Below are 22,427 nucleotides of genomic sequence, written 5' to 3'. Positions count from 1 at the left end.
GGGCATGACAAGGTACCGGAGGTTAATTCCCCGCGTATCCCGGGTGAGCGTCCCGGGCGGAGGCCCGGTGCGGTTCGGGAGGCGACCGCACCGGGCACAGCACGACGGTGTCCGCCCCGTCCGGTCGGCGGCCGGGGCGGAAGGGGTCACTGGCGGATGCGCTCGCGGATCCAGACCCCGGCCTCCTTCAGGACCCCGGTTCCCGTCCAGTTGCTCCCGTCGCAGGTACCGGTCTTGAAGACGGCTCCGGAACGGTGGTCGTCGGAGTAGTTCCAGTTGGTCCAGGAGATCTTCTTGCGCTTCATCAGGTCGAGGTAGCGCTGCGACATGGTGAAGTCGTTGGCGCCCTCGCCCGCGTAGTTCTGCGTGCCGAACTCCGTGACGAACACGGGCAGTTTGTCGGAGGCCCGGTCGAGGGTGTTCAGGTACTCCTCGCGGTGCGAGGCCGCGTAGAAGTGGAAGGTGTACATGATGTTCGAGGCGCGGACGGGGTTGTTCACGACCTCCTTCTCGTCGGAGCCCTCGGACACTCCGAAGGAGGACCAGGCGCGCGTCCCGACGAGCACCACCGCGTCGGGGTCCTGGGCCCGGATCACCGGGATGATCTGCTCGGCGTAGGACTTGATGCCCGACCAGCTCACCCCCGAGGGCTCGTTGGCGATCTCGTAGAGCACGCCCGGGTGGTTCCTGTACTTCTTCGCCATCGCCGTGAAGAAGGTCTTCGCCCGCGAGAGGTTCGCGTTCGGGTCGCCCGGGGAGAGCATGTGCCAGTCGATGACCGCGTACATGCCGCGTGCGTGCGCGGCGTCGACGAACTTCTGCGCCCGGGCGGTGAATCCGGCCGGGTCGGTCTCGTAGCCGCCCTCCTGCACATAGGTGGAGACGCGCAGTACGTCGGCGCGCCAGTCCTGGGCCAGGGCGTTGAGTGATCCGTCGGTGACGCACTGGGCGTACCACTGGGTGCCGTGCGTGCTCATCCCGTTGAGGGCGACCGCCTGGCCGGAGGCGTTGCAGAGCTGGCGGCCGCAGACGGAGAGCTGGCCGTTGGCGGCGAGCGGGGTGGCGGCGGTGGGAGCGGCGCCGGCGGGGGAGGCGGGGGCCGGTGCGGCTCCGGCCCGGACCGGAGCCATGAGTGCGGTGACGACACCGAGCGCGGACGCGGCGAGCAGGGCCTTGCGGGCCAGTCTGCGGCGGCCGGTCGTGGGGGCGGAACCGGTGGGGGGATTGGTGCGCTGGTGCATGGTGGTGCTCCCTTCGGAGGGGGGTGGGAGGCGCCATGTCGGCAGAACTGAAAGTAAAGGTTCCTTCCAATTGGCGTCAACAGTGTTGGGAAACTTTCCTGTCTATTAACGCGCGTGGCGGAAGGGCCCGTTGGGACCCTTCCGCCGTTCTGCCCTCAGCTCCGCGCCGGTCAGCCCGTCGGCAGCGGACAGACCGCCAGCGAGAACGAGTGGCCCGCCGGATCCCCGTACACCCGCACGTCCCGGGGCCCGCTGTTGCTGTCGCCGGTGTCGACGGGCCGGGCGCCCAGGGATATCGCCTCCCGCTCGGCCTCGTCGATGTCCTCGCGCCCCACCAGGATCCGCAGATGCGCCTGCTGGGAGTCCTCCGGGCGCGGCCAGCTCGGCGGGGCGTACCCGTGGTCGCGGCGAATCGCCAGCCGGACGCCGTCGTTGCCGACGATCTCGACGAAATCGGGGTCGGTGCCGATCCGTACCTCCGCGTCGAGCAGTCCGGCGTAGAACTCGGCCAGCTCCATGGGCTCGGCACAGTCAAGGACGAGGACGCTCGTCTTCTCCACAGTCATGCGGGAACGGATACCCCCGGTGGCCCCGGACACGCCGTGCCGGACCCGGGCCGTTGTCCGGCCCAGGCATCCGGGCCACCGGCGCGGACGTGTCCCGGATGAGGAAACACCCGCCGCGACCTAAGGTGCCAACCATGGCACGGAGCGCGGTGACCCCCGGGCCGGCCGGGGGCGACTCCGCCCCGGACGGCCCCGACCCCCGGCGTTGGCGGGCACTCGGCGTCTGCCTGGTGGCGGGCTTCATGACCCTGCTGGACGTCTCCATCGTCAATGTGGCGCTCCCCTCCATCCGGGAGGGCCTGAACACCCCCGAGTCCGACCTCCAATGGGTGCTCTCCGGCTACGCCCTCGCCTTCGGCCTCTTCCTCATCCCCGCCGGACGCCTCGGTGACGCGCGGGGCCGCCGGGCGGTCTTCATGGTGGGCCTCGCCCTGTTCACCCTGTCCTCCGCCGCCTGCGGGGCCGCCCAGTCCAGCATGTGGCTGGTCATCGCCCGGCTGGTGCAGGGCATCGCGGGCGGCCTGATCTCCCCGCAGATCTCCGCCCTGATCCAGCAGATGTTCTCCGGGCGGGAGCGCGGCCGGGCCTTCGGCATGTTCGGCACCGTCGTCGGCATCTCCACGGCCGTGGGCCCGCTGCTCGGCGGACTGCTCATCCAGGCCGCCGGGCCGGAGCACGGCTGGCGCTGGGTCTTCTACGTCAACCTCCCGCTCGGCGCCGTCTGCCTCCTGCTCGCCCACCGCCTGCTGCCCGACACTCCCTCCGCCGGCCGGGTCCGGCCGCGCGACCTGGACCCGGTGGGCGTCGCCCTCCTCGGGGCCGGGGTGCTGGCCCTGCTGCTGCCGTTCGTCCAGGCCCAGCAGTGGCCGGGCAACGCCAAGTGGCTGCTGCTCGTCCTGGCCGGGGCGCTGCTCACCGCGTTCGTCGCCTGGGAAGCGCGGTGCACGGGCGGCCGCACCCACCCCGTCCTGGACCTGTCGCTGTTCCGGCTGCGCTCCTACTGGCTGGGCTGTCTGCTGATCCTGCTCTACTTCGCCGGTTTCACCTCGATCTTCTTCGTCACGACCCTCTACCTCCAGTCCGGCCTGGGCTACTCCGCCCTCCAGGCCGGACTCGCCATCACCCCCTTCGCCCTGGGCTCCGGCGTCGCCGCCTCCATCGGCGGCCGGCTCGTCGGACGCTTCGGCCGCCCGCTGGTGGTGGCGGGCCTGGCGATGGTCGCCCTCGGTCTCGCGGGCACCGCGCTCGCCGTCCACCTGGTCCCCGGCGACGGAGCGGGCTGGGCCATGGCCGCCCCGCTGCTCCTCGCCGGCCTCGGCAGCGGCCTGGTCATCGCCCCGAACCAGACCCTGACCCTCGCGGAGGTCCCGGTCCAGCGGGCGGGCAGCGCCGGAGGGACCCTGCAGACCGGGCAGCGGGTGGGCTCCGCGATCGGGATCGCCGCCGTCGGCGCGGTGTTCTTCGCCCAGGTCGGCCCGGACGGCTGGGCCGACGCCTACGACCACGGGCTCATCGTGTCCGTCGCCTTCGTGCTGGCCGCGCTGATCGTGGCGCTGGCCGACGTCGGAGCCGACCGGCGGGGCAGACGACGTGCGGCAGACCGTTCCACCGACGCATCGAGGAGCACGGCATGAGTGACACGGCAGCGGACGCCACCGGAGACGGCAGTGCCGGAAGCGACGGCAACACCTCGTACGGACACAAGCCGTTCAAGCGGTCCCGGAGCCACTTCGCGGACCGGATCACCGCGGACGGCCGGGACGGCTGGCCCGTCGAACCCGGCCGCTACCGCCTCGTCGTCAGCCGCGCCTGCCCCTGGGCGAGCCGCGCTCTCGTCTCCAGGCGGCTGCTCGGCCTGGAGGACGCGCTCCCCCTCGCCGTCGCCGACCCGATCCAGGACGACCGCAGCTGGCGCTTCACACTGGACCCGGACGGCAGGGACCCGGTCCTCGGCATCCGCCATCTGAGCGAGGCCTACGACGCCCGCGAGAGCGGCTACCCCGGTGGCGTCAGCGTGCCCGCGATCGTGGACGTACCGAGTGGGAAGCTGGTCACCAACGACTACCAGCGGATCACGCTCGACCTCGCCACGGAGTGGACCGCCCTGCACCGCCCCGGCGCCCCCGACCTCTACCCCGAGCCGCTGCGCGCGGAGATCGACGAGGTCATGGAGGGCGTCTACCGGGACATCAACAACGGCGTCTACACGTCCGGTTTCGCCAGCTCCCAGCACGATTACGAGGAGGCGTACGAGGCCCTCTTCGCCCGCCTGGACCAGGTCTCCGCCCGCCTCGCCGACCGCCGCTACCTGGTCGGCGACACCATCACCGAGGCCGACATCCGCCTCTTCACCACCCTGGTCCGCTTCGACCCCGTCTACCACGGCCACTTCAAGTGCAACCGGAACAAGCTGACCGAGGACCCCGTCCTGTGGGCGTACGCCCGCGATCTCTACCAGACGCCAGGATTCGGCGACACGGTCGACTTCGACCACATCAAGCGGCACTACTACCAGGTGCACACCGGCATCAACCCGACCGGCATCGTCCCCCTCGGCCCCGACCTCTCCGGCTGGACCACCGCGCACCACCGCGAGCGGCTCGGCGGCCGGCCCTTCGGGGACGGCACCCCTCCGGGTCCCGTGCCGCCGGGCGAGCGGGTCGCCCCGCCGGACGCCGGCTGAGCCGGCCCGGCTACCGCACGCGCGGCGGCGGAGGCGGTGGTGCGAGCGTGCCTCTGGCCAGCGGCGTACGGGCCAGGCGCACGCACCCCGTGGCGATCAGGGCCAGCGCCGCCAGCTCCGGCAGCAGCCACCAGCCGGTCCGCAGCTGCTCGTCGAAGAGCGTCACCCCGTACAGGACGCTGATCAGCGCGTCCCCCAGGGTGAGCATCGGCTGCACCGCCACCAGGCTGCCCGCCTGAAGCGCGTTCTGGAGCAGGAACAGGGCGCCCACCCCGGCCGCCGCCGTGGCGTACAACTGCCAGGACGCCAGCAGCGCGAGCACCCCGCCGTCGTCGAGGTTGGCCATCGCGTCCTTCATCAGAGCCGCCGTCAGCGCGTAGCCGCAGGCGGCGGCCAGCCCCAGCAGGGCCGCCCGGGGGTTGCCGCGCGTCCGGAGCGCGGAGCCGATCAGCGCCGCCTCGAACACCCCGGTCAGCACCAGCGCCGGAATCCACGCCGCGTCCCGGACCGTGTCGCTGCCCTCGACCGGCGCGGCCGACGCCATACCGAGCGCGAGGCCGACCGTGACGGCCGCGACCCCGTACCAGACGTTCCGGTCGACCCGCAGCCGCATCACGTAACCGGCGATCAGCAGCGTGGCGGGCAGCTCGATCACGAAGATCGGCTGGACCACCGCGATCGGACCGGTGGCCAGGGCGACCGCCTGACAGACGGCCGCCACGATCACCAGCCCGATGCCCGCCAGCCACACCTTCTGACGCAGCAGATGACCGATCAGCGAGAGCCGCATCGCCTCGCTGTCGGGCACCCGCATCGCCGCCCTGCGCTGGAGCACCGAGGCGGATCCGTTGCTGATGGCGGTGAGGACGGCGAACAGGACACTGATCACCGGTTCATCATGGAGCCGCCCCGGCCGGGACGCCCGGCACACGGGTCCGGTGGGCGTAACGCGCGGCGGCTGCCGGTGTCGACGAGACGCGCATGCTCCGCCGCCGGGTGTGTGACGCGCGTGCTCCGCCGCTTGCGGACCGTGGCTGACCGCAAGCGGCGGTAGCGTGCGGACCATGGCCGCGAAGACGCACCGCACCGCCGCACACCCCGCCGTCCTGCCCGTCCGGGCGCTGAACCGGGCGACCCTGGACCGCCAGCTCCTGCTGCGCAGGTCACCGATGTCCGCGAAGGACGCCGTCGCCCACCTCCTCGGGCTCCAGGCGCAGAACACCAAGCCGCCGTACTTCCAGCTGTACGCCCGGCTCGCGGACTTCGACCCCGCGGAACTGTCCACCTTGATGGAGTCCCGCGAGGTGGTCCGGATCGTGAGCCTCCGCTCCACCCTCCACACCCACACGGCGGACGACGCGCTCACCCTGCGCCCGCTGGTGCAGGCGGCACGCGAGCGGGAGCTGAACATTTTCCGGCGCGGGCTGGAGGGGGTGGACCTGGACCGGCTCGCGGCGGTGGCGGGGGAACTGGTCCGGGAGCGCCCGCGCCCGGTCAAGGAGCTGCGGGAGGAACTCCTCGCGCACTGGCCGGACGCCGACCCGCTCGCGCTCACCGCCGCCGCCCGCTGTCTGCTGCCGCTGGTCCAGGTCACCCCGCGCGGACTGTGGGGGCGCAGCGGGCAGGTCGCCCTGACCACCGTGGAGCACTGGCTCGGCCGGCCCGCCTCGCCCGTGCCCGCACCCGACGCCACCGTGCTGCGCTACCTCGGCGCGTTCGGCCCCGCCTCGGTGATGGACTTCCAGTCCTGGGCGGGTCTCACCCGTACGAAGGAGGTCTTCGAACGGCTCAGGCCCGGGCTGCTCACCTTCCGCGACGAGCGGGGCGTCGAGCTGTTCGACCTGCCCGACGCCCCGCGCCCCGACCCCGGCACCCCGGCCCCGCCGCGCTTCCTGCCCGAGTTCGACAACGTCCTCCTCGGCCACGCCGACCGCACCCGCGTCATCCCCGCGGTGAACAAGGGGCGCAACGGGGTGGGCAAGCAGGCGTACGGTTCCGTGCTGATCGACGGGTTCTTCGACGCGGTCTGGCGCATCGAACGCGAGGGCGGCGCGGCGCTCCTGACCGTCCAGCCGCTCCGGAGCCTGGCCCGCGCCGAGCGCGCGGAGATCACCGAGGAGGCGGCACGGATGCTGGCCGTGATGACGGACGCGACGGACCACGACGTCCGGTTCGGCACGTTCCTGGACTTCGGCGACTGAGAGCGCCACCGCACACGGGTCGCGATCCGGGGCCGAAACTCAGGGCAGCAGCCCCGCCCGGCGGGCCGCCACCACCGCCTCCAGCCGGGTGTGCGCCCCCAACTTCCGCATGGCGGAGCGCAGATACCCCTTCACCGTCTCGGGCCGCAGCCCCAGCCGCTCGGCCGTCGCCGCGTTCGTCGCGCCCGCCGCCACACACGCCACCACATCCACCTCGCGCGGCGCGAGACGGACCTCCCGGGCCGCGGGCGCCTTGGCCCCCGACGCCGAGGCCAGCCGCCCGCAGACCTCCAGCAGCTCGTCGCGCAGCGCCGGATCGACGACCCTCGGCACCAGCGCGCGCAGTTCGCGGTGGGCCTCGCGCACGTCCTCCCAGGCGCCGGGCACCGTGCCCGGATCGCACACCTGCTCCCGGCCCGCCGCCAGCAGCCGCCGGACCTCGTCCCGAACCGCGAGCGACTGCTCCACATCACGGGCCGACGCCACCACCGCGTCGAACGTCCGGTCGCCGAGCGTGACCGGTGTGCGCAGCGCCCCGTACAACACGCCCCGTACCGTCCGCCGTACGACGACGGGTACCGCGACGACCGAGCGCAGCCCCTCCGCCGCCACCGCCGCGTCGTACTCGTGGCTGATGTGACGCGAGGAGGCGTAGTCCGTCACCGCACAGGGCCGCGACAGCGCGATGGCCTTGCCGCCCAGGCCGCTCCCGGCGGAGATGACCAGGCCCCGCAGCGCGCCGGTCTGGGCCCCGTTCAGCTCGGCGATCCGTGCGTGGCGCGCGTCGGAGAGCAGACCGCCGAACGCCACCGGAAGCCCGCTGGTGCGGCGCAGCCTCAACAGTGCCGCCTGCATCTCGACCGCATCGACCGGTTCCGGCACTCCGACGCCCCTCCACCCGGCCCGTGTCGCCTCCCCCGGACGAGGGAGGGGACCACCCCCGTCCGGGGGTGGTGAGACCTGGGTCACTGTTTACATGATGTTAGGCGACCGGTCCGTAATGAGGAGGGCACATGTCGGCAACCAGCGCGACCGAGACGTTCCGGGCCGCCCGGGACTTCCTGCTGGCGCACCGCGAGGACTACGACACCGCGTACGCGGGCTTCCGCTGGCCCCGGGCGGACCACTTCAACTGGGCGCTGGACTGGTTCGACGTCATCGCCGAGAACAACGACCGCACCGCCCTGCACATCGTGGAGGAGGACGGCCGGCGCACCGAGGTGTCCTTCGCCGCGATGTCGGAGCGCTCCGGCCGGGCCGCCAACTGGCTGAAGGCGCAGGGCGTACGGGAGGGCGACCGCATCCTCGTGATGCTCGGCAACCAGGTCGAGCTGTGGGAGACCGCCCTCGCCGCGATGAAGCTGCGCGCCGTCATCATCCCCGCCACCCCGCTGCTCGGCCCCGCCGACCTGCGCGACCGGGTGGAGCGCGGCCGGGTGCGCCACGTGCTGGTGCGGGACGCGGACACCGCGAAGTTCGACGAGGTGCCCGGGGACTACACCCGGATCGCGGTGGGCGAGGACGTGGCGGGCTGGCTGCCGTACGCGGGGGTGGCCGAGGCGCCCGCGGCGTTCACGCCCGGCCGGGAGACGGACGCGGACGAGCCGCTGATGCTCTACTTCACCTCCGGCACCACCGCCAGCCCCAAGCTGGTCGAGCACACCCATGTGTCCTATCCGGTGGGCCACCTGTCGACGATGTACTGGATCGGGCTCAGGCCGGGCGACGTCCATCTGAACATCTCCTCGCCCGGCTGGGCCAAGCACGCCTGGTCGAACCTCTTCGCCCCGTGGACCGCCGAGGCCACCGTCTTCATCTTCAACTACACCCGCTTCGACGCGGGCCGTCTGATGGCCGAGATGGACCGCTCGGGCATCACCAGCTTCTGCGCCCCGCCCACCGTCTGGCGGATGCTCATCCAGGCCGACCTGGGTCAGCTGAAGGTCCCGCCGCGCGAGGTCGTCGCGGCCGGGGAGCCGCTGAACCCGGAGGTCATCGAGACGGTCCGGCGGAAGTGGGGCGTCACGATCCGGGACGGCTTCGGCCAGACGGAGACCGCCGTCCAGGTCGCCAACACCCCCGGCCAGCTCCTCAAGACCGGTTCCATGGGCCGCCCGAGCCCCGGTTTCACCGTCGAACTGCTCGACCCGGTGACGGGACAGCCCGGCGCGACGGAGGGCGAGATCGCTCTCGACCTCTCCGACCGCCCCGTCGGCCTGATGACCGGCTACCACGGCGACCCGGACCGCACCGCCGAGTCGATGGCCGGCGGCTACTACCGCACCGGCGACATCGGCGCACGCGACGAGGACGGCTACATCACCTACGTGGGCCGCGCCGACGACGTGTTCAAGGCATCCGACTACAAGATCTCGCCGTTCGAGCTGGAGAGCGCCCTGCTGGAGCACGAGGCGGTCGCCGAGGCCGCCGTGGTGCCCGCCCCCGATCCGCTGCGCCTCGCCGTCCCGAAGGCGTACGTCGTGCTCGCGGAGGGCTGGGAGCCGGGCCCGGACACCGCGAAAATCCTCTTCGAGCACTCCCGGGCCGTCCTCGCCCCGTACAAACGCATCCGCAGGCTGGAGTTCGCGGAGCTGCCCAAGACCGTCTCGGGCAAGATCCGCCGCATCGAGCTCCGGGAACGCACCGCCCTGGGCACCGGCGCCGAGTTCGACGAGGGGGACCTGAAGTGAGCGAGCCGGCACACGAGAAGCTGTCCTACGCACACGGCACCGGCGACACCGCGCTGCTCGGCGACACCATCGGCCGCAACCTCGACCTTACGGTCGCCGCGCACGGCGACCGCGAGGCACTGGTCGACGTGGCCTCCGGCCGCCGCTGGACGTATACGGAATTCGCCGCGGACGTCGACGAGCTGGCCCGCGCCCTGATGGGGTCCGGGGTGGCGAAGGGCGACCGGGTCGGCATCTGGGCGGTCAACTGCCCCGAGTGGGTGCTCGTGCAGTACGCCACGGCCCGGATCGGGGCCGTCATGGTCACCATCAACCCGGCCTACCGCGCCCACGAGGTGGAGTTCGTCCTCAAGCAGGCCGGCATCTCCCTGCTGGTCGCCTCGCTCTCGCACCGCACCAGCGACTACCGCACCCTCGTCGAGGAGGTCCGCGGCAACTGTCCCGACCTGCGTGCCGTCCACTACATCGGCGACCCGTCCTGGGCGGAGCTGACCGCCGCCGCCCCCGCCGTGACGCGGGGACAACTGGCCGCCCGCGAGGCGGAGCTGTCCTGCGACGACCCGATCAACATCCAGTACACCTCGGGCACCACGGGCTTCCCCAAGGGCGCGACGCTCTCCCACCACAACATCCTCAACAACGGCTATTTCGTGGGGGAGACGATCGCCTACACCGAGGCGGACCGGGTCTGCCTCCCGGTGCCCTTCTACCACTGCTTCGGCATGGTGATGGGCAACCTCGCCGCCACCTCGCACGGCGCCTGCATCGTGATCCCGAGCCCGTCCTTCGAGCCCGCCGCCGTGCTGGCCGCCGTCCAGCAGGAGAGCTGCACCTCGTTGTACGGCGTGCCCACCATGTTCATCGCCGAGCTGAACCTGCCGGACTTCGCCGCGTACGACCTCTCCTCGCTGCGCACCGGGATCATGGCCGGTTCGCCCTGCCCGGCCGAGGTGATGAAGCGGGTCGTCGCCGAGATGCACATGGCCGAGGTCTCCATCTGCTACGGAATGACGGAGACCTCACCCGTATCCACGCAGACCCGCCGCGACGACGACCTGGAACGCCGCACCGGCACGGTGGGCCGGGTGCTGCCGCACATCGAGGTCAAGATCGTCGACCCGGTCACCGGCGTCACCCTGCCGCGCGGCAGCGCCGGCGAACTGCGCACCCGGGGCTACAGCGTGATGCTCGGCTACTGGGACCAGCCCGACCGCACCGCCGAAGTCGTCGACGCGGGGCGGTGGATGCACACCGGTGACCTGGCGGTGATGCGCGAGGACGGCTACGTCCAGGTCGTCGGCCGGATCAAGGACATGATCATCCGGGGTGGCGAGAACGTGTACCCACGGGAGATCGAGGAGTTCCTGTACAGCCACCCGAAGATCGCCGACGTCCAGGTGGTCGGGGTGCCCGACGAGCGCTACGGCGAGGAGATCCTGGCCTGCGTCATCCCCCGCGACCCGGCCGATCCGCCGACCCTGGAGGAGGTCACAGCACACTGCCGGGAGAGGCTCGCGCACTACAAGATCCCGCGCAGGCTGCGGATCCTGGAGACCTTCCCGATGACGGTCAGCGGGAAGGTCCGCAAGATCGAGCTGCGTGAGACGTACGCGGACTGAGCGGGCGGGCGGCGGGTCAGGCGGCTTCGATGATGTCGGGGCCGCCCCGGGTCGCCGCCGCCCACTCGATGAGCAGCACCTCGTACGTCGCCGCCTCCGCCGCGGACCAGCCCTGTCCGGAGGAGTCGACGAGCGCGCGGATGGCCTCGTTGGCCTGCTCGGCGGCGGGCGCGGGGCGGTCTGCGGGGAGGGAACTGTCCGGGAGTAAAGCCATGCGCACAGCTTACGCGTTGCCACTGACAGCCACGGGTTCCGAGACGTCCGCGGGCCCCGAAGCGTCCGGAATTCGCGGAGGGTTGACTGCCACCGGCACCTCCGGCAGTCGAGGATCCGAAGGCCGGGCATCCGAAGGCCGGGCGTCCGGCGTTCGGGCCGTCGGCGTCAGTTCACGTCGCATGCAGACCCGGGGCCAGCGGTCGAGCCCGTGCTGGGCCTCCTCGGCGCGGATCGCGCGCAGCCCGTCGGTGAGTTCGGCCTCGGGCAGGACCCGGAAGCCGATCCGGGCGTAGTACGGGGCGTTCCACGGCACATCGGTGAAGGTGGTCAGGGTCAGCGCCGCCATTCCCCGGGCCGAGGCCAGCTCGGCCAGGTGGGCGATCAGGGCCCGGCCGATGCCCCGGCGGGCGGCGCACGGGTCGACCGAGACCTGCTCGATGTGCAGGGCGTCGTCGACGGGGTCGGCGAGCACATAGCCGAGCGGCCGGTCGCCGGTGGCGGAGAGAGGGTCGGTGGCCACCCAGCAACGGTCTGCCTGCCGGTAGCTCTCCAGCAGGTCGAGCGGGGGCGGATCGTCGTCGGCCACGAAGGCCATGCCCAGGGCCCGGAACGGTTCCCCTGCGGCGCGCTCGATGTCCTGGAGAAGCGGAAGATCCGAGCGTCTGGCGGAGCGGATACGCATGTACTCAGTGTGCCGCGCCGGACGGCGGACCGGTACGCGGGTGGCCGGATCCACCTTCCGGCGGAGCCCGGGGCGTTTGTTCAGGCGCCCGTGCTGACCAGCTCGTCCGCCGGGCCGTTCACCGGCTGCGGGGTCCCGGTGAGGTCCATGACGAAGAGCGGGAGTCCGACGCCGTCCGCGCGGGCCAGGGCATCGGCCGCGTACCCCGCGAGGGAGAAGAACACACCGGCCGCCGAGGCGCCCAGTGCGTTGAGCCAGAGGGTCTCGACCGCGCGGAGCGTCGTCGGCCGGGTGCTGGAGTCGACCTGCGCGATCAGCCCGTCGGCCCGCAGATCGATCCCGGAGGCCGGGCCCGCCCCGGGCCGGCCGACGTCGCGGTACCCCAGCCACGTCAGATAGAGGCCGGCCGCGCTCACCGCGTCGTGTCCCGTGCGGATTGTCATCGGGCGGAACGTCGGGCGCGGGTGCGCGGCGGTGCGCGGCAGCGGGATGTGGGCCGGGGAGACCGGCGCGGCCGGGGCGGAGGCTGCGGCCACCGGGCGCACCGGTATCCGCAGGACGGTCCCGCACGGGCAGCACAGCTCGGGCTGCGGCCACTGGTCCTCCCGGGCGCAGGACGCACAGCGGACGGTGACCCAGGCGTCGCTCCAGCTGCGGTGGGTGACCAGGACCGCCGGGGCGCCCGGCAGCAGCGGTGGGGCGGTGGGCGTCCCGCACGGGCAGGGGTAGGCCGGTGTGCTGTAGGCGTGGTCCCGGCCGCAGGCAGGGCACCGGACCGGCACGGACTCCACGTATCTCTCCCTCCGGCACGGCCGCGCGACCGACTGCGCTCCGTGCCTCCCTCGTCACACCATCGTCCACCAGGAGCGAGGCTCTGGGGAGGGGATTGACGCACTTCGTACGGGCGGACGGCGGTTCACGCCCTTGACGGGGGTCGCCCCAGGTTTTAGATTGCTTCCGTATAGCAGAACTGAATTTCCGTAATGCGGAATTGGTGCTCTCAGGTGGCGCGACAGAGCCCGACTCCACCAATCCCGAGCAGGAGCACTCAATGCCTCGTATGACCGCTGCCCGAGCGGCAGTTGAGATCCTCAAGCGCGAAGGCGTCAGCAACGCGTTCGGTGTGCCGGGTGCGGCGATCAACCCCTTCTACGCGGCCCTCAAGGCCTCCGGCGGGGTGCAGCACACCCTGGCCCGTCACGTCGAGGGCGCCTCTCACATGGCCGAGGGCTACACCCGGGCCAAGGCCGGCAACATCGGCGTCTGCATCGGTACGTCGGGCCCTGCGGGCACCGACATGATCACCGGTCTGTACTCCGCCATCGCCGACTCCATCCCGATCCTGTGCATCACCGGCCAGGCGCCGACCGCCGTCCTGCACAAGGAGGACTTCCAGGCCGTCGACATCGCGTCGATCGCCAAGCCGGTCACCAAGGCGGCGACCACCGTCCTGGAGGCCGCGCAGGTCCCCGGCGTCTTCCAGCAGGCCTTCCACCTGATGCGCACCGGCCGCCCCGGCCCCGTCCTCATCGACCTGCCGATCGACGTCCAGCTCACCGAGATCGAGTTCGACCCCGAGCTGTACGAGCCCATCCCGGTGCACAAGCCCGCCGCCTCCCGCAAGCAGATCGAGCGGGCCGTGCAGCTGCTGAACGCCTCGGAGCGCCCGGTGCTCGTCGCGGGCGGCGGCATCATCAACGCCGACGCCTCCGAGCTCCTGGTGGAGTTCGCCGAGCTGACCGGCGTCCCGGTCATCCCGACCCTGATGGGCTGGGGCATCCTGCCCGACGACCACGAGCTGAACGCCGGCATGGTGGGCCTGCAGACCTCGCACCGCTACGGCAACGCGAACTTCCTGGAGTCCGACTTCGTCCTCGGCATCGGCAACCGCTGGGCCAACCGCCACACCGGCAAGCTGGATGTCTACACCCAGGGCCGCACCTTCGTCCACGTCGACATCGAGCCCACCCAGATCGGCAAGATCTTCGCCCCGGACCTCGGCATCGCCTCCGACGCCAAGGCCGCGCTGGAGCTCTTCGTCGAGGTGGCGCGCGAGCTGAAGGCCGCGGGCGAGCTGAAGGACCGCTCGGCCTGGGCCGCCTCCACGCAGGAGCGCAGGGCGAGCCTCCAGCGCAGGACCCACTTCGACAACGTGCCGCTCAAGCCGCAGCGCGTGTACGAGGAGATGAACCGGGCGTTCGGCCCGGAGACCCGTTACGTCACCACTATCGGGCTCTCGCAGATCGCGGGCGCGCAGATGCTGCACGTCTACAAGCCGCGCCACTGGATCAACTGCGGCCAGGCGGGCCCGCTGGGCTGGACGATCCCGGCCGCGCTGGGTGTCGCCACCGCGGACCCGGAGGGCACGGTCGTCGCCCTCTCCGGCGACTACGACTTCCAGTTCATGCTGGAGGAGCTGGCCGTCGGCGCCCAGCACCGCATCCCGTACGTCCACGTCCTGGTGAACAACTCCTACCTGGGGCTGATCCGCCAGGCGCAGCGCAACTTCGACATCGACTTCCAGGTCAACCTGGAGTTCGAGAACCTCAACTCCCCGGAGCTGGGCGTCTATGGCGTCGACCACGTCAAGGTCGTCGAGGGCCTCGGCTGCAAGGCGATCCGGGTCACCGAGCCGGACCAGCTGCTGCCGGCCTTCGAGGAGGCGAAGAAGCTGGCGGCGGAGTTCCGGGTGCCGGTGGTGGTCGAGGCGATTCTGGAGCGGGTCACGAACATCGCGATGAGCGGTACGGACATCGCGTCGGTCAACGAGTTCGAGGACATCGCCACGGACCCGTCCCACGCACCCACCGCGATCCGCCCCCTGACCGTCTCCTGACCCACCCGCCGCCGAACGAGGGCCCCTGCTCCGGAGAAGCCTCCGGGCCAGGGGCCCGCGCGTCTCACCTGCGGACCGGACCCGCTACGAACGGTGTGCCGGGCGCTCGGCCCGACCGCGGGACGTTCTCAGCAGAGCTCGCCAGCGCGGCAGTTCGGTGAAGGGTACGACCAGGCACAGGACGGTCACCGACGCGGCGATCCACGTCCCCCACAGCGCCCATGCGGACGCCGCTGCCGCCACCAGCTGGAGCACGACGAGCGAGACGGTGACGGTGCCGGGCACCGCTACGGGCGGGTCTCCGCCGGGCCGGTCGCCCGGAGTGCCGAAGAGGGCAGGCAGCCCGATCAGCAGCAGGACGGCGCCGATCGCCAGTGGGACGGAGTACGACCACAGGGCCCAGGGGGTGCACACCCAAGCGGTCATCTCGGCGACGAAGCGCAGGCCGCCCCGGACGTGGTCGTGCCCCGGAGGCTGCGTCCCGGTCCTCATGGCGCGGGGGTGTGGCCAGGGGCGTCGGCCAGGAAGCCGGCGATGAGGGTGTCGACGAGGAAGCGGAAGCTCCGTGTGACGTCACGCGGCAGTCCGAAGCCGTCGGCGCTCTCCAGGGTGACGAACCCGTGAAGCGCTGATCGCAGTGCCCGTGCGGAGTCGACCACGCGCGCGTCGGGCAGGCCGAAACCGGCGAGGACGTCGAGCAGCACCCGCAAGGCCTCTTCGCCGGCGTGCCGGTCCTCCTCGTCACCGGCCGCCGGAGCGGGGACGGTGGCGGCATAGCGGCCGGGATGCTGCCGGGCCCAGTGGCGGTAGCTGTCGGCGAACGCCCGCACCGCGTCCGGGCCGGAACGGCCGACGCACTCCCGGGCCAGGTGGTGGGCGAGTTCGCGCTTGGCCCGGACGGAGATGCCGTGCCGCAGTTCGTGCAGGGAGCCGACGTGCTTGTACAGGGACGGCGTCCGTACGCCGAGTCTGTCGGCCAGCAGCCCCATGGTCAGGCCCGCCCAGCCGACCTCGTCGGCGAGTGCCGCTCCCGCCGCGACGACGGCGTTCGTATCGAGGCCCGCCCTAGGCACGGGTGTGCGTTTCCAGGAAGGCCAGCATCAGGGACACCGTCTCCTCGGGGTACTGGTCGTGCGGGTAGTGGCCGGCTCCCTCGATCACCGCGAGCTCCCCGACACCGGCAGGCATCGCAGCCACGATCGCCTCGCCCTCGGCGCGCGGATCGACCCAGTCGGGGTCGAGCGAGCCCTGCACGATCAGGGCGGGGCGCCGTACGCCGCCCAGCTGGGCGCCGGCGTCGGTCGGCGCCGACTGCCCCATCTTCCGCATCGCCCGCTTCCGGCCGGGCTCGCCCAGCATCGCCTCGACGCGGGCCAGCCGGTCGGCCCAGTCGGCCGGCTTGCGGCCCGGGTAGGCGTGGTCGAGGTAGCGGGACCACAGTCCCACACTGCCGAACAGGCCGGCGCCGAGCAGCAGGAAGGCGCCTTTGCGGTAGCTCTTCGAGCGGAAGTCGCCGGGCTTGATCGACTGTGCGCGCGTGAAGGGGCCCAGCTCGATGACGCCTCTGACCAGGCCGGGATTCTGGGCGGCCGCGATGGTGGCGGCGCCGCCGGAGATCGAGTGTCCGACCAGGACGGCCGGGCCGCTGTCGAGGTGACGGATCACCGCGAGCAGATCACCCGCGATGTCGGTGCGCGAGTAGGAAGGCCATGACGCACTCGACTCGCCACAGCCCCGCAGGTCGACCGCGGCCACGCGGTACCCCGCCGCCACCAGACGCGGCAGGACGAACCTGTACGCCGCGCGGCTGTCGCCCATGCCGTGGGCCAGGACGGTCAGTGGGCCCTCGCCGGCGGTCTCGTAGGCGAGGGTGCCGCCCGGGACGGAGATGAACTCGGTCATGACATCTCCCTGCTCGATGAAACGCGAAAGCTATAAGCTAATGCGACTAGCTAGAGGCTAATGCCGTTAGCCAACGGCGTCAAGCTCGGCCGGACCAAAGAGCCCGTCCGGCGTCCGAGGACGGAACCGTGGGGCTGGAGCGGGCCGTCTCCTGCGTGAGGGACACGGCGGCGTCCCTGCTCCGAAGAGTGCGCGCCCACCCGCGCAAGGGTTTTGTCCTCAAACGCCGGACGGGCTGGATACGGGGCGGCCTCACCACGCTGACGGTTCCGTCCTCAAACGCCGGACGGGCTGGGGTGCCCGGGCTGGAATGGTGCGGGCACGCGAGAAGGGCGTGGAGTACGGGACCGTATCCGTACTCCACGCCCTCGTTCAGGGGGTGACAGGGACCGCGGCGGCGGCGATCGGCCCGGGCGAGGGCGTCTCCTTCAGGTCAGGAGACGGTCCCCGGGTCTTCACCACCGCACTGGCATCGCACAGCCGCCGCGGCCTCGTCGTCCTGCCCGTGCCGCGCGGCACCCCTCATCCGGGTGCGCGGTACGGGCAGGGGTCTGTGCGGGAGGCTCAGTCCTCGCGCAGGGCGCGGACCGCCTCCTCCACGCGCTTGCCGTAGTCGGCGTCGGCGGCGTGGAAGTGGGCGAGGTTCTTCTCGATCACGTCGTCGCGGGTGACCTGCGAAAGGCCTCCGGCGATGTTCGCGACCAGACGGCCCTTCTCGTCCTCCGACATGAGCCGGAAGAGTTCGCCCGCCTGGAAGAAGTCGTCGTCCTTGGTGTGGGCGGGCGCCTCGTGCGTGCCCGTCCAGCCGTGGATCGCCAGCGGGGCGGCGAGCGCCGCGTCGGTCTGCGCCGGACCGGCGTACGAGTTGGGCTCGTAGTTCTTGTCGTGGCGCGAGCCGTTGCGGGTCGCGTGGATGCCGTCGCGGCCGTAGTTGTCCACCACCGCGGTGCGCGGCGCGTTCACCGGCAGGTGGGTGTGGTTGACGCCCAGGCGGTAGCGGTGCGCGTCCGCGTACGCGAACAGCCGGCCCTGGAGCATCTTGTCCGGGGACGGACCGATGCCGGGCACGAAGTTGTTCGGCGAGAACGCGGCCTGCTCGACCTCGGCGAAGACGTTGTCCGGGTTCCGGTCCAGGACCAGGCGGCCGACCCGCTGGAGCGGGTAGTCGCTGTGCGGCCACACCTTGGTGAGGTCGAACGGGTTGAACCGGTAGTCGGCGGCCTCGGCGGCCGGCATCACCTGGACGTACAGCGTCCAGGACGGGTTGACGCCGCGCTCGATGGCCTGGAGCAGGTCCGTCTGGTGCGAGTTGGCGTCCTTGCCGACCAGCTCGGCGGCCTGGTCGGCGGAGAGGGACCGCACGCCCTGGTTCGTCTTGAAGTGGTACTTGACGAAGAAGGCATCGCCCTCGGCGTTCGTCCACTGGTAGGTGTGCGAGCCGTAGCCGTTCATGTGACGGTACGAGGCGGGGATGCCGCGGTCGCCCATCAGCCAGGTGATCTGGTGCGTCGCCTCGGGGGCGTGCGCCCAGAAGTCCCAGACGTTGTCCGGCTCCTGCTTGCCCGTGAACGGGTCGCGCTTCTGCGAGTGGATGAAGTCGGGGAACTTGATCGGGTCCTTGATGAAGAACACCGGGGTGTTGTTGCCGACCAGGTCGTAATTGCCCTCGTCCGTGTAGAACTTGAGGGCGAAGCCGCGCGGGTCGCGGACCGCGTCCGCGCCGCCGAGCGAGTCGGCGACGGTCGAGAAGCGGATGAACGTCTCGGTGCGTTTGCCGACCGAGGAGAGGAAGTCGGCGCGGGTGAAGCCGGTGACGTCGTCGGTGACCTCGAAGTAGCCGTACGCGCCGGAACCGCGGGCGTGCACCACGCGCTCCGGGATGCGCTCACGGTTGAAGCGGGCGAGCTTCTCCAGAAGATGCTGGTCCTGGAGGAGGATCGGTCCACCGACACCGGCGGTGGCGGAGTTCTGGTTGTCGGCGACCGGGGCGCCTGACTCGGTCGTGAGCACACGCTTAGCCATGTGGCGGGATGACCTTTCGTACGAGCTGCTGACGGCTTGAGGAGCGTAGATTCGCCGCGAGACAACGTCAACAGTTTGTTGAAAACGAAGTATGTGGTTCCGGGCCGCGGCAGCGCCTGGGCGCGACAGGACAGGTGTCAGCGCCACCGCGGCCCGGAGATCAGGGGGCCCGTCGTGCGGGCCGTGGCCCCGTACGAGGCCAGGGGCTCCTTGCGGAGCCGGGGGAGGAATCAGACCTGGGAGCCGGACAGCCGCTCGACCGAGCGCAGCAGCGCCGAGTGGTCCAGGCCGCCGTCGCCCTGGGCGCGCAGCGAGGCGACCAGCTGGGCGACCACACCGCCGACGGGCAGGGCCGCGCCGACGTTGCGGGCGGCGTCCGTGACGATGCCCATGTCCTTGTGGTGCAGGTCGATCCGGAAGCCGGGGGCGAAGTCCCGCTTCAGGAAGTTGTCCTTCTTGCGGGTCAGCACGGTCGAGCCGGCCAGACCGCCGTTGAGCACGTCCAGCGCGGCGGCGAGGTCGACGCCGGACTTCTCCAGGAAGACCACGGCCTCGGCGCAGGCCTGGATGTTGACCGCGACGATCAGCTGGTTGGCGGCCTTCACCGTCTGGCCGGAGCCGTGCGGGCCGCAGAGCACGATCGTCTTGCCGAGCGCTTCGAGCAGCGGCTTCGCGGCGTCGAAGTCCGCCTGCTCGCCGCCGACCATGATGGACAGGACCGCCTCGATGGCGCCGGCCTCGCCGCCGGAGACCGGCGCGTCCAGGACCCGGACGCCCTTCTCGGCCGCGTTCTTGGCGAGGTCCACGGAGGTCTGCGGGGTGATGGAGGACATGTCCACCAGCAGCGCGCCGCGCCTGGCGTTCTCCAGGATGCCGTCGGGGCCGTAGGCGATGGCCTCGACCTGCGGCGATGCGGGCACCATCGTGATGACGACATCCGCGTCCCGGACCGCGTCCGCGATCGAGGAGGCGCCGGTGCCGCCGGCCGCGACCAGCCGGTCGATCTTGTCCTGCTCCAGGGTGTATCCGGTGACGGAGTAACCGGCCTTGATCAGGTTCTCGGACATGGGGGAGCCCATGATGCCGAGGCCGATCCACGCAACCTTGGGGAGGTTGTTGCTCATGAGGGTGCCTTCCTGAAAAACGTGTGTACGTAAGGGGGTTGGGCGCGACCCTCAGGTCCGCCCGGCCCGCCCGCGGCCGGTCAACCGGTCAGTGGGCCGCTCGGGCCGACGCCGGGAGCCAGTCGATGGACTCCGCGCTCGGCCGGTCGCCCGGCTTGTACTCCAGGCCGACCCAGCCCGCGTAACCCGCGTCCTTGAGCTCGTCCAGGAGCCGCTCCAGCGGGAGCGAGCCGGTACCCGGCGCACCGCGGCCCGGGTTGTCGGCGATCTGCACGTGACCGGTCTTCGCGGCGTACGCCTTGATGGCCTGGCTGAGGTCCTCGCCGTTCATCGAGAGGTGGTAGAGGTCCAGCAGGAACTTGGCGTTACCGAGGCCCGTCGCCGCGTTGACCTTGTCGACGACCTCGATCGCGGCCGGTGCGCTGACCAGCGGATAGAGCGGCGACTCCGGCTTGTTGAGCGTCTCGACGAGCAGGATCGCCCCGACGCGGTCCGCCGCTCGGGCGGCCAGCGCCAGGTTCTCCAGCGCGAGCGCGTCCTGGACCTGCGGGTCCGCGCCCTCGACGCGGTTGCCGTACAGCGCGTTGAGGGCCGTGCAGCCGACCGAGGCGGCGAAGTCGGCCGCCACCTCGATGTTGGCCCGGAAGCGGTCCGACTCCGTGCCGGGCACGGAGAGCGCGCCGCGGTCGGGGCCGGGCAGCTGTCCGGCGTAGAAGTTCAGCCCCACCAGCTGGGTGCCGGCGTCGTCGAGCGCCTTCTTGAGGGCGTCGAGCTCCGCCTGCGGCGGGGTGGGGGTCTCGATCCAGGGCCACCACAGCTCGACCGCCGTGAAGCCCGCCGCGGCGGCTGCCGCGGGACGCTCCAGGAGCGGGAGTTCCGTGAAGAGGATCGAAAGGTTCACATCGAAGCGCTGGTCCGGGTATCCCATGAGGATGTCGGCGCTCCTTCCGTATTGCGGAAGTTAGTTTCTGCTTAACGGAAGATTGCCCGGAGGGTGGTGGGGCTGTCAAGGGGGTGCCGGAAAATTCGCCCCGGCCGGCGGCGTACGGAATCGGTGGCGCGGGCGCCTTCGGGCATACGAAAGCGGGGCGGAGGCCGCCGTCGACCCCCGCCCCGCCCGGTTCTCACGCCGTGCGCACCGCTCCCGCAGAAGCAGTTCCCGTACGCGGTGCTATCCCGCCGGAACCGTGTCCTCGAAGCTCGTGCCCGCGTCGCGGTACGTCCCGACCATCGCGTTGACCTGCGCCGGGGTGAGCACCTGGTCCTTCACATGCAGGACGTAGTCCACCTGCTGGTCGTAGGCGCGGGGCGTGGTGCTCGGCTGCCCCTCCAGGTCGATCAGCCACTGGTTGAAGTTGATCGACATCGGCCGCTCGGGCAGATAGGCCGCCCCGTGCGTCCCGAAGTGCTGCCCGTCGACGTAGTACGTGATCTCGTTGTCGTCGATCGTCACCACCAGGTCGTGCCAGCCCGCGTAGGACTGCCGCGACTCGCTGTGCGCGTTGACCGCCTCCCACGGGTCGGGCCGGTAGGTCTCCCACGACGTCGTGTACAGGATGTTCGCCGGCTCGCCCCAGCCGCCGTTCGGCAGATACTCGAAGTCGTACTCCGCGTAGTCGTCCGCCATCGGCGCCTTGAGGTCGTTGATGGTGAAGAACGTCTGCACGATCCGGTCGCCGTCCGGGCCCGAGCGCGGCGCGTCGCTGAACTTCACCCGTGACGCGTACGTCCCGTTCCTGAACTTCATCGACTGCGTCAGGATCTCGGTGTGCTTCGTCGACGCCCCGGTGCCCGCCGTCGAGGTCTCCAGGTTCATCACCGTGTTTCCGCCCTGGTCGGCGAAGGTGACGTTCTCCGGAGCCCAGGTCGCGCCCGGCACGCCCGGACCGCCGGAGTTGGACCGTACGCTCCAGCCGTTCGCGTTGATCTCCGGGTCGGTGTGGGAGCTGTAGTCGAAGTCGTCGAAGAGCGCCGGCGCGTCACCCGGCGGGTCGGTGGGCGGGTCCGTCGGGTCCGGCGGGTCGGTCGGCCCGTTGCCGCCGGGCGCCTCGCCCCACACGGTCGCGCCGGAGACATGCGCCGTCACCTTGGACCAGTCGCCGTACGCGGTCCGGTCCGGGCCGAAGGAGTAGTCGTCGGACTGGACGAGCGAGGCCCAGGACGCCTGGTGGAACCGGAGCTGCATGTCCCCGGTGTCCGCGCCCGGTGCGAGCGAGCCCGCCCCGGCGGTGAAGCCGATCTCCAGATAGCGGTCCGCGGTGGCCGTCGGACCGGCGAGCGTCCCGAACGTCCCGGTGATGTTCGCGCACCCCTTGACCGCCCACGAGCAGGCGAACCGGTAGGCGGCGGACGCCGAGTCGGCCTTGAAGTAGTAGCGCACCTTCACGCCGCTCAGCGGTACGGAGGCGGAGCCGGCGTTACGGACCTTCAACCACGGCTCGCTCTGGTCGGCGCTCGCACCGGACGCGCTCGTCCGGTACTGGACGACGATGCCGTCCGCCGCGGCGGACGCCGAGGACGGCAGAGCGGCGAGCCCGGTGGCGGCCAGGGCCGTGGCGGCGGCCGAGACGGCGGCGGTGCGCAGCCTGGACCTGCGCGGATTCCTGCGTGATGTGTTCACGGGTGTGTTCCTCTCCGGAACGGTG

The 22,427-nt window shown here is 71.4% G+C and carries 20 protein-coding genes; 6 read left to right on the top strand and 14 right to left on the bottom strand.

Annotated features, from left to right (window positions below):
• Nucleotides 1-146: 146 nt before the first annotated feature.
• Entirely contained in the window at nucleotides 147-1,241 is a 1,095-nt protein-coding gene (locus AC0VY3_RS23280) for a glycoside hydrolase family 5 protein (RefSeq protein ID WP_475550501.1), read from the bottom strand.
• 170 nt (nucleotides 1,242-1,411) lie between these two features.
• The gene (locus tag AC0VY3_RS23275; RefSeq protein WP_103511222.1) at nucleotides 1,412-1,807 is read right to left on the bottom strand and encodes a VOC family protein; all 396 of its coding nucleotides are present in this window, start codon (nucleotides 1,805-1,807) and stop codon (nucleotides 1,412-1,414) included.
• Between the two features lie 134 nt (nucleotides 1,808-1,941).
• On the opposite strand from AC0VY3_RS23275, the gene AC0VY3_RS23270 reads away from it, so the two are divergent.
• Complete coding sequence (locus tag AC0VY3_RS23270; protein ID WP_475550500.1) at nucleotides 1,942-3,441, top strand: MFS transporter; 1,500 nt, start codon at nucleotides 1,942-1,944, stop codon at nucleotides 3,439-3,441.
• Nucleotides 3,438-4,490 (top strand): glutathione S-transferase family protein, encoded by a 1,053-nt coding sequence (locus AC0VY3_RS23265; protein WP_475550499.1) that lies wholly within the window; start codon nucleotides 3,438-3,440, stop codon nucleotides 4,488-4,490. Before AC0VY3_RS23270 ends, AC0VY3_RS23265 begins: the two co-directional genes overlap by 4 nt.
• Before the next feature lie 10 nt (nucleotides 4,491-4,500).
• On the opposite strand, the gene AC0VY3_RS23260 is transcribed toward AC0VY3_RS23265, so the two are convergent.
• Complete coding sequence (locus tag AC0VY3_RS23260) at nucleotides 4,501-5,379, bottom strand: DMT family transporter (protein ID WP_103511219.1); 879 nt, start codon at nucleotides 5,377-5,379, stop codon at nucleotides 4,501-4,503.
• A 175-nt stretch (nucleotides 5,380-5,554) separates the two neighbouring features.
• Between AC0VY3_RS23260 and AC0VY3_RS23255 the strand changes: the two genes are divergently transcribed.
• Nucleotides 5,555-6,691, top strand: coding sequence for a winged helix DNA-binding domain-containing protein (locus AC0VY3_RS23255; protein ID WP_103511218.1), 1,137 nt, complete (start codon nucleotides 5,555-5,557; stop codon nucleotides 6,689-6,691).
• A gap of 39 nt (nucleotides 6,692-6,730) precedes the next feature.
• On the opposite strand, the gene AC0VY3_RS23250 is transcribed toward AC0VY3_RS23255, so the two are convergent.
• Nucleotides 6,731-7,573, bottom strand: a complete 843-nt coding sequence (locus AC0VY3_RS23250; RefSeq protein ID WP_103511217.1) for a response regulator transcription factor — start codon at nucleotides 7,571-7,573, stop codon at nucleotides 6,731-6,733.
• 131 nt (nucleotides 7,574-7,704) lie between these two features.
• Here AC0VY3_RS23250 and AC0VY3_RS23245 point away from each other — a divergent pair, with 131 nt between their 5' ends.
• Nucleotides 7,705-9,381: an AMP-binding protein gene (locus AC0VY3_RS23245; protein WP_103511216.1), complete on the top strand. Its 1,677-nt coding sequence runs from the start codon at nucleotides 7,705-7,707 to the stop codon at nucleotides 9,379-9,381.
• Nucleotides 9,378-11,000 (top strand): AMP-binding protein, encoded by a 1,623-nt coding sequence (locus AC0VY3_RS23240; protein WP_475550498.1) that lies wholly within the window; start codon nucleotides 9,378-9,380, stop codon nucleotides 10,998-11,000. The genes AC0VY3_RS23245 and AC0VY3_RS23240 overlap by 4 nt, the downstream gene beginning before the upstream one ends.
• Before the next feature lie 16 nt (nucleotides 11,001-11,016).
• Here AC0VY3_RS23240 and AC0VY3_RS23235 read toward each other — a convergent pair whose 3' ends face one another.
• The 3 genes from AC0VY3_RS23235 to AC0VY3_RS23225 all read right to left on the bottom strand — a co-directional run bounded on the left by AC0VY3_RS23235 (nucleotide 11,017) and on the right by AC0VY3_RS23225 (nucleotide 12,689).
• Nucleotides 11,017-11,214: a hypothetical protein gene (locus tag AC0VY3_RS23235; protein WP_030083973.1), complete on the bottom strand. Its 198-nt coding sequence runs from the start codon at nucleotides 11,212-11,214 to the stop codon at nucleotides 11,017-11,019.
• 9 nt (nucleotides 11,215-11,223) lie between these two features.
• Nucleotides 11,224-11,898 carry a GNAT family N-acetyltransferase gene (locus AC0VY3_RS23230; protein ID WP_103511249.1) on the bottom strand — a complete coding sequence of 225 codons (675 nt, stop codon included), beginning with the start codon at nucleotides 11,896-11,898 and terminating at the stop codon, nucleotides 11,224-11,226.
• Nucleotides 11,899-11,978: 80 nt separating this feature from the next.
• Nucleotides 11,979-12,689 carry a hypothetical protein gene (locus tag AC0VY3_RS23225; RefSeq protein ID WP_475550497.1) on the bottom strand — a complete coding sequence of 237 codons (711 nt, stop codon included), beginning with the start codon at nucleotides 12,687-12,689 and terminating at the stop codon, nucleotides 11,979-11,981.
• 260 nt (nucleotides 12,690-12,949) lie between these two features.
• On the opposite strand from AC0VY3_RS23225, the gene gcl reads away from it, so the two are divergent.
• Nucleotides 12,950-14,734, top strand: a complete 1,785-nt coding sequence (gene gcl / locus AC0VY3_RS23220; RefSeq protein WP_103511213.1) for a glyoxylate carboligase — start codon at nucleotides 12,950-12,952, stop codon at nucleotides 14,732-14,734.
• 84 nt (nucleotides 14,735-14,818) lie between these two features.
• Here gcl and AC0VY3_RS23215 read toward each other — a convergent pair whose 3' ends face one another.
• From AC0VY3_RS23215 to AC0VY3_RS23185, 7 genes are all read right to left on the bottom strand, one after another.
• Entirely contained in the window at nucleotides 14,819-15,226 is a 408-nt protein-coding gene (locus tag AC0VY3_RS23215) for a hypothetical protein (RefSeq protein ID WP_475550496.1), read from the bottom strand.
• The gene (locus AC0VY3_RS23210; RefSeq protein WP_475550495.1) at nucleotides 15,223-15,807 is read right to left on the bottom strand and encodes a TetR/AcrR family transcriptional regulator; all 585 of its coding nucleotides are present in this window, start codon (nucleotides 15,805-15,807) and stop codon (nucleotides 15,223-15,225) included. The genes AC0VY3_RS23215 and AC0VY3_RS23210 overlap by 4 nt, the downstream gene beginning before the upstream one ends.
• Entirely contained in the window at nucleotides 15,800-16,636 is an 837-nt protein-coding gene (locus tag AC0VY3_RS23205; RefSeq protein WP_475550494.1) for an alpha/beta fold hydrolase, read from the bottom strand. The genes AC0VY3_RS23210 and AC0VY3_RS23205 overlap by 8 nt, the downstream gene beginning before the upstream one ends.
• Nucleotides 16,637-17,200: 564 nt before the next feature.
• Complete coding sequence (locus tag AC0VY3_RS23200; RefSeq protein WP_103511209.1) at nucleotides 17,201-18,658, bottom strand: catalase; 1,458 nt, start codon at nucleotides 18,656-18,658, stop codon at nucleotides 17,201-17,203.
• 230 nt (nucleotides 18,659-18,888) lie between these two features.
• Nucleotides 18,889-19,782: a 2-hydroxy-3-oxopropionate reductase gene (locus tag AC0VY3_RS23195; protein WP_475550493.1), complete on the bottom strand. Its 894-nt coding sequence runs from the start codon at nucleotides 19,780-19,782 to the stop codon at nucleotides 18,889-18,891.
• An 88-nt stretch (nucleotides 19,783-19,870) separates the two neighbouring features.
• A complete protein-coding gene (locus tag AC0VY3_RS23190) occupies nucleotides 19,871-20,710 on the bottom strand; it encodes a TIM barrel protein (RefSeq protein WP_475550492.1) in 840 nt (279 codons plus the stop codon).
• 243 nt (nucleotides 20,711-20,953) lie between these two features.
• A complete protein-coding gene (locus AC0VY3_RS23185; RefSeq protein WP_242742978.1) occupies nucleotides 20,954-22,402 on the bottom strand; it encodes a cellulose binding domain-containing protein in 1,449 nt (482 codons plus the stop codon).
• Nucleotides 22,403-22,427 lie beyond the last annotated feature (25 nt).

The organism is Streptomyces sp. iso_384, assembly GCF_056172905.1.
The sequence above is the reverse complement of the archived record's forward strand: the minus strand, read 5'-3'. Positions and strand labels throughout refer to the sequence as shown.

Coding starts and splice junctions, on each gene's coding strand:
- AC0VY3_RS23280 (WP_475550501.1), bottom strand. CDS start 1,241: ATGCACCAGCGCACCAATCCCCCCACCGGTTCCGCCCCCACGACCGGC.
- AC0VY3_RS23275 (WP_103511222.1), bottom strand. CDS start 1,807: ATGACTGTGGAGAAGACGAGCGTCCTCGTCCTTGACTGTGCCGAGCCC.
- AC0VY3_RS23270 (WP_475550500.1), top strand. CDS start 1,942: ATGGCACGGAGCGCGGTGACCCCCGGGCCGGCCGGGGGCGACTCCGCC.
- AC0VY3_RS23265 (WP_475550499.1), top strand. CDS start 3,438: ATGAGTGACACGGCAGCGGACGCCACCGGAGACGGCAGTGCCGGAAGC.
- AC0VY3_RS23255 (WP_103511218.1), top strand. CDS start 5,555: ATGGCCGCGAAGACGCACCGCACCGCCGCACACCCCGCCGTCCTGCCC.
- AC0VY3_RS23245 (WP_103511216.1), top strand. CDS start 7,705: ATGTCGGCAACCAGCGCGACCGAGACGTTCCGGGCCGCCCGGGACTTC.
- AC0VY3_RS23235 (WP_030083973.1), bottom strand. CDS start 11,214: ATGGCTTTACTCCCGGACAGTTCCCTCCCCGCAGACCGCCCCGCGCCC.
- AC0VY3_RS23230 (WP_103511249.1), bottom strand. CDS start 11,898: ATGCGTATCCGCTCCGCCAGACGCTCGGATCTTCCGCTTCTCCAGGAC.
- gcl (WP_103511213.1), top strand. CDS start 12,950: ATGCCTCGTATGACCGCTGCCCGAGCGGCAGTTGAGATCCTCAAGCGC.
- AC0VY3_RS23215 (WP_475550496.1), bottom strand. CDS start 15,226: ATGAGGACCGGGACGCAGCCTCCGGGGCACGACCACGTCCGGGGCGGC.
- AC0VY3_RS23205 (WP_475550494.1), bottom strand. CDS start 16,636: ATGACCGAGTTCATCTCCGTCCCGGGCGGCACCCTCGCCTACGAGACC.
- AC0VY3_RS23200 (WP_103511209.1), bottom strand. CDS start 18,658: ATGGCTAAGCGTGTGCTCACGACCGAGTCAGGCGCCCCGGTCGCCGAC.
- AC0VY3_RS23195 (WP_475550493.1), bottom strand. CDS start 19,782: ATGAGCAACAACCTCCCCAAGGTTGCGTGGATCGGCCTCGGCATCATG.
- AC0VY3_RS23190 (WP_475550492.1), bottom strand. CDS start 20,710: ATGGGATACCCGGACCAGCGCTTCGATGTGAACCTTTCGATCCTCTTC.